Origin of the sequence: Streptomyces sp. MBT65 (assembly GCF_016612545.1) — a bacterium.
Classification (GTDB): domain Bacteria; phylum Actinomycetota; class Actinomycetes; order Streptomycetales; family Streptomycetaceae; genus Streptomyces.
In genome coordinates this window covers 1-8,453 of record NZ_JAENRY010000344.1, presented here as the reverse complement: position 1 = coordinate 8,453, position 8,453 = coordinate 1, and the positions used below count along the sequence as shown (strand labels likewise).

At 67.0% G+C, this 8,453-nt stretch carries 9 protein-coding genes and 1 tRNA gene; 2 read left to right on the top strand and 8 right to left on the bottom strand.

Annotated elements, in window-relative coordinates:
• Positions 1 to 258 (top strand): pyruvate kinase alpha/beta domain-containing protein (locus tag JHN63_RS43680; protein WP_307782125.1); only part of this gene is annotated, 258 nt, incomplete at its 5' end.
• Between the two features lie 10 nt (positions 259 to 268).
• Here the strand turns inward: JHN63_RS43680 and JHN63_RS43675 are convergent.
• Both JHN63_RS43675 and JHN63_RS43670 read right to left on the bottom strand, forming a co-directional pair.
• A complete protein-coding gene (locus JHN63_RS43675; RefSeq protein ID WP_200690688.1) occupies positions 269 to 1,015 on the bottom strand; it encodes a helix-turn-helix domain-containing protein in 747 nt (248 codons plus the stop codon).
• A 104-nt stretch (positions 1,016 to 1,119) separates the two neighbouring features.
• Positions 1,120 to 1,192: transfer RNA gene (locus JHN63_RS43670), tRNA-Leu, on the bottom strand.
• 104 nt (positions 1,193 to 1,296) lie between these two features.
• Between JHN63_RS43670 and JHN63_RS43665 the strand changes: the two genes are divergently transcribed.
• Positions 1,297 to 1,953 carry an ANTAR domain-containing response regulator gene (locus tag JHN63_RS43665; RefSeq protein ID WP_043675163.1) on the top strand — a complete coding sequence of 219 codons (657 nt, stop codon included), beginning with the start codon at positions 1,297 to 1,299 and terminating at the stop codon, positions 1,951 to 1,953.
• An 83-nt stretch (positions 1,954 to 2,036) separates the two neighbouring features.
• On the opposite strand, the gene JHN63_RS43660 is transcribed toward JHN63_RS43665, so the two are convergent.
• The 6 genes from JHN63_RS43660 to JHN63_RS43635 all read right to left on the bottom strand — a co-directional run.
• Positions 2,037 to 2,753, bottom strand: a complete 717-nt coding sequence (locus tag JHN63_RS43660) for an ABC transporter ATP-binding protein (RefSeq protein WP_200690687.1) — start codon at positions 2,751 to 2,753, stop codon at positions 2,037 to 2,039.
• A complete protein-coding gene (locus JHN63_RS43655) occupies positions 2,750 to 3,586 on the bottom strand; it encodes an ABC transporter ATP-binding protein (protein ID WP_200690686.1) in 837 nt (278 codons plus the stop codon). The genes JHN63_RS43660 and JHN63_RS43655 overlap by 4 nt, the downstream gene beginning before the upstream one ends.
• Positions 3,587 to 3,592: 6 nt before the next feature.
• Positions 3,593 to 5,392 carry a branched-chain amino acid ABC transporter permease gene (locus tag JHN63_RS43650; RefSeq protein ID WP_200690685.1) on the bottom strand — a complete coding sequence of 600 codons (1,800 nt, stop codon included), beginning with the start codon at positions 5,390 to 5,392 and terminating at the stop codon, positions 3,593 to 3,595.
• A gap of 4 nt (positions 5,393 to 5,396) precedes the next feature.
• The gene (locus tag JHN63_RS43645) at positions 5,397 to 6,326 is read right to left on the bottom strand and encodes a branched-chain amino acid ABC transporter permease (RefSeq protein WP_200690684.1); all 930 of its coding nucleotides are present in this window, start codon (positions 6,324 to 6,326) and stop codon (positions 5,397 to 5,399) included.
• A 140-nt stretch (positions 6,327 to 6,466) separates the two neighbouring features.
• Positions 6,467 to 7,684: a branched-chain amino acid ABC transporter substrate-binding protein gene (locus JHN63_RS43640; RefSeq protein WP_200690689.1), complete on the bottom strand. Its 1,218-nt coding sequence runs from the start codon at positions 7,682 to 7,684 to the stop codon at positions 6,467 to 6,469.
• Positions 7,685 to 7,909: 225 nt separating this feature from the next.
• Positions 7,910 to 8,453: hypothetical protein (locus tag JHN63_RS43635; RefSeq protein ID WP_200690683.1), on the bottom strand; the 544-nt coding region annotated here is incomplete at its 5' end.

Here is an 8,453-nt window from a genome sequence, read left to right as displayed (position 1 = left end):
ACCCCCGTGATGGCCTTCACCCCCGACCCGGCCACCCGCGCCCAACTCACCCTCACCTGGGGCGTGGAGACCATCCTCGGCCCGCACGTCGACTCCACCGACGCGATGGTCGACCAGGTCGACGAACTCCTCCTCAAGTACGGCCGCTGCCAGAAGGGCGACATCGTCGTCATCACAGCGGGCTCGCCCCCCGGGGTCGCCGGCTCGACGAACCTCGTCCGCGTGCACCATGTCGGCGAGGACGACAGCCCCAAGTAGGGCTGGGGGGTCAGTGTTTGGGGCCTACGTGAATGTCCATGAGGGCTACTGAGGCTTTGCGGGCGACGGAGATGTTCTGTGCGTTCGCCTGTTTCCAACTGACGCCGACCTTGTCGAGGGTGTCGGTGTAGAGCTGCCTGATATCCGTCGAGAGGTTGGTGAAGAAGTACCGGGGGTATTCATAGCGCTTGCGCTCACCGGCGATTGTGCGGGTCGTCCAGTTGGTGATGCGACAGCCGTCGGAGTGGATGAGGCCGCGGATGAATTCCCAGGGGTGCGCGTCGACGATTTCCTGCTGCCAGGGTTCGAGGGCGATACGGCGCTCGTGCTTCTTGCCGGGGGCGTGCTGGGGGAACAGATCGGGCCGGTGCCGGAAGTAGCTGGTGACCATCGCGTAGCCCTCTTTCTGGAGTGCGTGGACGCCGACGCCTGGACGCACCTTAGTGATGGCCTCGCGGCAGAGTTGGAGGAGCCCGGGCCAGGCGTCGGCGCACGCGATCCTGAGGTAGTAGCCGGTGCCGCGAGGGTGGGCACTGATGCAGCCGTCGCCGAGGTACAGGCCCAGGAGGTAGGAGTAGGCGTGATCGTCGGCGGGTGGTCCGGGACCCGGAGCCGCGATGCTGGGCAGGGGTTCGAGGCGGTCCTGCCAGGAGCGGATCGCTGCGCGTGAGATGCCGATCTCACGGCTCACGGAGTTGAGACTTCGGCCCTGCTCGACCAGTGCGAGTGCTCGCTTGCGGGTGCTGGTGTCGTACATAGGGGCACCCTGCGCGAGTGATCGTCGCGACACGCAGCAAAAAGCGGAGGTTCACACGAACGCGAACCTCCGCTTAAATGCCAGCCTTCGATTTGAAGGAAAAGTACCCCGAGTCGGATTCGAACCGACGCTTGATGGGTTTTGAATCCATTGCCTCTACCGCTGGGCTACCGGGGCCCCTTTGAAACGAAGGTCAGCGGTCTCCCGCTGTGCCCCCACCATATCGTAGCTAGGTAGGCTCTTGCTCAGCACTACCCCCGTGCCCTGAACGAGGAGCCCCCGTGACCGCCCCCGAGTCGCCCCAGCCCGTAGACGCGCCCGACGACGACAAGTCGCACGTGCCTCCGCTGACGACCCGTGTCGTCATCGCCGAGGACGAGGCCCTGATTCGGCTCGATCTCAAAGAGATGCTCGAAGAAGAGGGGTACACCGTCGTCGGTGAGGCCGGTGATGGTGAGCAGGCCGTCGAGCTGGCCCGTGAGCACAAGCCCGACCTGGTGATCCTCGACGTGAAGATGCCCAAGCTGGACGGTATCTCCGCCGCCGAGAAGATCGCCGAGGAGGGCATCGCTCCGGTGCTGATGCTCACCGCCTTCTCGCAGCGCGACCTCGTCGAGCGGGCCCGGGACGCCGGTGCGATGGCGTATCTCGTGAAGCCGTTCAGCAAGAGTGACGTCGTGCCCGCGATCGAGATGGCGGTGTCGCGCTTCACCGAGCTCAAGCAGCTGGAGCAGGAGGTCGCCGACCTCACGCTGCGCCTGGAGACCCGCAAGCTGGTCGACCGTGCGAAGTCGATCCTGCAGACCGAGTACGGGCTGTCCGAGCCGGCCGCGTTCCGGTGGATCCAGAAGACGTCGATGGACCGCCGGATGTCCATGCAGCAGGTCGCCGAGGCCGTCATCCAGGACGCGGACGAGAAGAAGTCCGCGAAGGGCTGACACCGGAGACGGTGACCACGACGAGGCCCGCGCCCCCGAAGCTGGGGGCGCGGGCCTCGTCGTAGCGAATGGCGAAGCGGGACTCAGTCCTCGCCGAGGTACGCCTTCCGTACCGACTCGTCGTGCAGCAGGTCCTCGCCCGTGCCGGAGAGGACGATGTTGCCGACCTCCATGACGTGGCCCTGGTCGGCGAGGGAGAGCGCCGCCTGGGCGTTCTGCTCGACGAGGAGGATCGTCGTGCCGGAGGCCTTCAGCTCCACGATCGTCGCCATGATCTTCTGCATCATGATCGGGGAGAGGCCCATGGACGGCTCGTCCAGCATCAGCAGCTTCGGCTGGGACATGAGCGCGCGGCCCATCGCCAGCATCTGCTGCTCGCCGCCGGAGAGGGTTCCCGCGGCCTGCTTCTGACGTTCTCCGAGGATCGGGAAGAGGTCGTAGGCGCGCTGGATGTCCTTTTCGATGCCTTCTTTGTCCTTGCGGAGGAAGGCGCCGAGCTGGAGGTTCTCCGCGATGGTGAGGCGGGGGAAGATGTGCCGGCCTTCGGGGGAGTGGGCCAGGCCGAGGGCGACGATCTTGTGGGCGGGGACGCTGTTGAGCGGCTTGCCGTCGAAGCTGATCCTGCCGCCGGAGGGCTGAAGCAGACCGGAGAGGGTGCGCAGGGTCGTCGTCTTGCCGGCGCCGTTGGTGCCGATGAGGGTGACGACCTGGCCGGCCTCGACGCTGAAGGAGATGCCCTTGACGGCTTCGATCTTGCCGTAGGAGACCCTGAGGTCCTCGACCTCGAGCAGTGCGGTCACTGGGCTTCTCCCTTGGCGCTGGTGGTGCTCTCCGCTTCCGTCGCGGGCGGGGTGTCGTCGGGTGCGGCCTCGAACGGTTCGCCGAGATAGGCGGCTACGACGCGTTCGTCGGCCTGGACGACGTCGGAGGTTCCTTCGACGAGTTTCTCGCCCTGGACGAGGACGGCGACGCGGTCGCAGAGGTTGAAGATGAAGCGCATGTCGTGCTCGATGACGAGGACGGCGATGCCCTTGTCGCGGATCGCGAAGACCAACTCTTCGGTGGCGCGCGTCTCTTGGGGGTTCATGCCGGCCGTCGGCTCGTCGAGCAGGAGCAGGCCCGGCTCGGACGCGAGGGCGCGGGCGATCTCCAGCTTGCGCTGTTCGCCGTAGGGGAGGTTCCTGGAGAGGTGGTCGCGCTTGTGGGCGAGGCCGATGAACTCCAGGAGTTCCATGGCGCGTTCCTCGCTCGCCTTTTCGGCCTTCTTGAAGCCGGGGCCGCGCAGGAGGGCCGACCAGAGGCCTTCCTTGGTGCGGGTGTGGCGGCCGACGAGGACGTTCTCCAGGACCGTCATGTTCGCGAACAGGCGGATGTTCTGGAAGGTGCGGGCGATGCCGGCCTTGGTGACCAGGTGGGGCTTCGGCGGAAGGACCGTGCCCTTGTAGGAGACCGTGCCCTCGGTGGGGACGTAGAGGCCGGTGAGGCAGTTGAAGAAGGTGGTCTTGCCGGCGCCGTTGGGGCCGATGAGGCCTACGATCTCGCCGGAGTTGACGGTGAAGTCGACGGAGCGGACGGCGGTGAGGCCGCCGAAGCGCATGGTGACGTCACGGGCTTCGAGTACGGGTGTCGTCATGGCTCTCTACGCCCCTGCCTTGGTGATGGCCGGTTCGTCGGTCAGGGTCGTGGTGTCCGGTACGTCGAGTTGGCCGGTCTCGTGGAACTCCAACTGGCGTCGGCGGTTGGGGATGATGCCCTCGGGGCGGAAGCGCATCAGGAGGATGAGCGCGATGCCGAAGGCGAGCAGCGACTTGTCCTGGAGGGCGACGAGCTTCTCCGGGAGCAGGTAGAGCAGGGCGGCGCCGAGGAAGGGTCCGGAGACCGTGCCCATGCCGCCGAGGACGACGGCGGCCAGGAGGAACGCGGAGTTGGGCGGGGCCGCTCCGGCGAACTGGTACGGGTTCGGCACCACGCTGTAGGTGACGTGGGCGCTGACCGTGCCGGCGAGGCCGGCGAGGGTGGCGCCGAGGGCGAAGGCGACGAGCTTGACGCGGAAGCCGTTGATGCCCATGGCGGTGGCGGCGGTCTCGTCCTCGCGGATGGCGATCCAGGAGCGGCCGATGCGGGAGTCCGAGGCGCGGCGGTAGATCGTGACCACGAGGGCGCTGATCAGGACCATGAGCAGGTAGTAGTTGGCGAACCGGCCGATGGTGAATCCGGCGAAGTCGTGGCTCTCCCCGAAGTTGAAGCCGAAGAACGACAGGTCGGGGATGGACGGGATGCCGTTGGGGCCGTTGGTGATGTCGGGGCCGGAGACGCCGTCCATGTTGTTGACGGCGATGCGGAAGATCTCTCCGAAGCCGAGCGTCACGATGGCGAGGTAGTCGCCGCGCAGACGCAGGGTGGGGGCGCCGATGAGGACGCCGAAGACCAGGCTGGCGGCTGCGCCGGTGAGGGCGGCGGCCCAGAAGGGGAACTGGACGCCGGAGAACTTGGAGAACTCGGAGCCGGAGACCAGGGCGGCGGTGTAGGCGCCGACGCCGAGGAAGGCGACGTAGCCGAGGTCGAGGAGTCCGGCGAGGCCGACGACGATGTTGAGGCCGAGGGCGACGGTGCCGAAGATCAGGATGTTGACGCCGAGGTTGGCGTAGTGGTCGTTCGTCTGCGTGAGCGGGAAGGCGATCGCGGCGACGAAGCCCATGGCGAGGGCGAAGCTGCGGTTGGTCGCCGTGAGGTGGCTGAACCGGTCGAAGAGGCCGGCGCTGTGCAGGGCCCAGGCGGTGAAGACGACCACGATGAGGAAGCCGACGAAGAGTTCCTCCTCCGCGTCGATGCCGTAGGCGAAGACGGTGAGGCCGAGAGCGGCGACGATGGTGATCGCCAGTCGCTGGATCCAGGGTGCGGTCGGCTGGGGGGCCGGGATCTTGTCGGCCTTGCGGATGTACGCCTTGAGCGCTTCCTTGGTGGTGTCGGTGGCGTCCTGCGGGAGGGCGAGGGCGCCGATGACCGGGAGCAGGGAGGCGATGGCCGCGATGTAGGTGCCGGGTTCCCAGTTGGCGATGCCGCCGAGTTCGGCGGCGATCGAGATCACCGTGTACCAGGTGACGGCGAAGCCGCCGAGGGCGGTGAGCACGAGGGGTGCGTTGTTGCGGGCGGGCATGAGCCAGCCGAGTCCGCGGACGCCGTAGGTGGCGAGGGCGAACACCGCGGTGATGACGCCGGCGACGAGCGTGAGGATCTGGAGGCCGGCCGGGCTGCCGTTGTAGGTCAGGTCGCCGGGGAAGTCGGAGGTCCAGGTCCAGCGCAGGGCGGTGGAGGCGGCGGTGGCGATTCCTCCGACGAGGAGGAGGGCGCGGGCGGCCGCGAGGGGCAGCGGGATGAGGCCGCGCTGGGTCGCGGGGGCGGTGGCCGGCGTTTCGGGGGTTTTGGTCGTCTCGGTCATGTGATCACGCCCTGTCCGCGACACGTTCGCCGAGCAGGCCCTGTGGCCTGAACAGCAGTACGAGGATGAGGAGACAGAAGGCCCAGACGTTGGCCCAGCTGGAGCCGCCGAGCTGTTCCATGCCGGGGATCTTGCTGATGTAGGCGGAGGCGAGGGTCTCGGCGACGCCGAGGACGACTCCGCCGAGCATGGCGCCGTAGATGTTGCCGATGCCGCCCATGACGGCCGCGGTGAAGGCCTTGAGGCCCATCAGGAAGCCCATGCGGTAGTCGATGTTGCCGTACTTGAGGCCGTAGGAGACGGCGGCCACTGCGGCGAAGAAACCGCCGATGGCGAACGCTATGACGATGATGCGGTTGGTGTCGATGCCCATGAGCTGCGCGGTGTCCGGGTCCTGGGCGGTGGCCTGCATGGCGCGGCCGGTGCGGCTCTTGCGGACGAACCAGGCGAGGCCCGACATGCAGACGATGGCGGCGATGACCAGGAAGATGTCGGCGTCGGAGATGGTGACCGAGCCGATGTCGTGGTTGCCGTCGAGGCTGGGGAAGGAGCGGGCCTTGTCGGCGCCCGGGTAGAAGTTCCGGACGAGTTCCTGAAGTGACAGGGAGAGGCCGATGGCGGTGATGAGGGGCGCCAGCCGTGGTGCTTGCCGCAGGGGGCGGTAGGCGAATCGTTCGGCCCCTACCGCGACGACGACGGAGACGATTCCGCCGCCGATCAGCATGAGTGGTACGGCGACCACCATCGAGGTGCCGTCCGGCAGGATGTAGGCGTAGACCGTGAGGGCGCCGAAGGCGCCGGTCATGAAGATCTCGCCGTGCGCGAAGTTGATGAGCTGGACGATGCCGTACACCATCGTGTAGCCGATGGCGATCAGCCCGTACATCGAGCCTAGAAGCAGCCCGTTGGCCAGCTGCTGCGGCAGGGTGTTCACCGCATGGCCTCCATGTCGCTGGTGGTCGTGTGCACAGATCGCGTGCCTGGGGGTGGGGGGGGTGTGACAACGGGCCGCGCGGTCGGGATCCTCCTTCCGCGCGGCCCGTGGTGCGGTGGTGCTGTGGTGCTGTGCTGAGATCAGCTGCCGTTGAAGGTGCCGGTCTTCACGGCCTTCCAGGCGCCGTTGGTGACCTGGTAGACGGTGAGCTGCTTGTTCGTGGTGTCGCCGTACTCGTCGAACGCGACCTTGCCGGAGATGCCTTCGAAGTCGGACTTCTGTACGGCGTCGACGACCTTGGAGCGGAGGTCGTTGCCGGAGGGCAGCTTGTCGCCGTTGCCGTCCTTGACCGCCTTCACGGCCTTGATGATCGCCGTGGCGGCGTCGTAGGCGTAGGCACCGTAGGCGCCGTAGTCACCCTTGTAGCCCTTGGCCTTGTAGGTCGCGATGAACGCTTTGGCGGCTGGCAGGGTGTCGGCGGGGACGCCGACCGAGGTGGCGAGGTCGCCCTCGGCGGACTTGCCGGCGGTCTCGATGTAGGTGGTGGCGAACATGCCGTCACCGCCGAACAGCGGGATCTTGACGCCGGCGCCCTTGAGCTGCTTGGTGATCTTCTCCGACTCGTCGTACTGGCCACCGTAGTAGAGCAGGTCGGCACCGGAGTTCTTGATCTTGGTGACGAGGGTGCTGAAGTCGGTGTCGCCGGTGTTGACGTGGTCGGTGCCCGCGATGGAGCCGCCGAGCTTCTTGAAGGCACCGTTGAAGATCCCGGCCAGACCGGCGCCGTAGGTCTGCTTGTCGTCGACGACGAAGGCCTTCTTCTTCTTGAGGCCGTTGTACGCGTAGTCGGCGGCGAAGGCGCCCTGGAGAGCGTCGGTGGTGGCGGTGCGGAAGTACGTCTTGTACGGCCGCGTCTTGGTGGTCGCCCAGTCCTTGCCCTGGGTCAGGGCGGGGTTGGTGTTCGAGGGGGAGATCTCGACCATGTTGGCCGAGGCGAACACCTGCTGCATCGACTGGGCGACGCCGGAGTTCAGCGGGCCGACCGCGCCGACAACGTTGCTGTCGCCGGTGAAGGCGGTGGCGTTGGACTGGCCGGTGGCGGGCTGGGCCTTGTCGTCCAGGGCCTTGATCTTGAACTTGACGCCGGGGACCCAGTTGTTCTTGTTGGCGTCGTCGATCGCGATCTGGACGCCGTACTGGATGCCGAGACCGGTGGTGGAGTTCTCACCGGACAGCGGGGCGTCGACACCGATGGTCAGGGTGGTCGACCCGCTGTCGCTCTTGCTGTCGCTGTCCCGGGAGCCGCAGGCGGTGAGGGTCAGAGCTCCGGTCGTGAGAACGGAGGTCAGTATCACCAAAGAACGCTGTCGCACAATCAGTCCTTTCCGCAGACACCGTCGCCCCGGTGTGGAGCGGCAAGGTGCTGCGCTGGTACCCAACTCCCGATGGAGCGGTGACTGGCCGTGACTCTAAGCCCGGTCTGTAGGCATGGGCATCGTCGTGCGCTGGCTTGTGACTTTCTTGTTATGACGTGCAGGTTGGCGGGGATCGTGGAGGGTGGGTCTCGGCCGGTTTGGCGGAATTCAGCCACGGTCCACATTTTGAGAACCTGCACTTCCGCTTGGCCGTGGGCCTGGCCTGGCGTTTGTCGTGCCGCAGGCCCTGTGGAGGAGCTGGGAAAGGTCCTTGGAGTAGGCGCTGCCGAAGATGAAACTGTGGCTTTGTATTGCGCGCGTGTTACGCAGCGTTACGTCCAGAAAGGCGAGGTCCGCATTCAGGGGCAGTCCCGAACAGTCGGAAACCGATATCTCCACGGTCACGCGGCGGGTCGTCCCGGCGCGCACGGTGAAGGACGGGTCGGGGACGGCCTGGGCGATGAGCCCGTCGAAGGCGGCGCCGATGACCCGTACGGCGACGGGCGGTCCGCTGTCCACGGTGACCGCGAAGCGGAAGAAGCCGGTGGTGGTGGGGGAGTCGGTGGTCTGGGCGAGCCCGGTGTAGCGCCATTCGGTGATGTTCGCGGGCCAGGGCACGGGTGGCGCCGGGTCGGTCTGCGGGCGGGGACGCAGGAGGACGGCTCCGACGGCCACGGCGGCGACCGTGCCCGCCGCGAGCACGGCCCTGCGG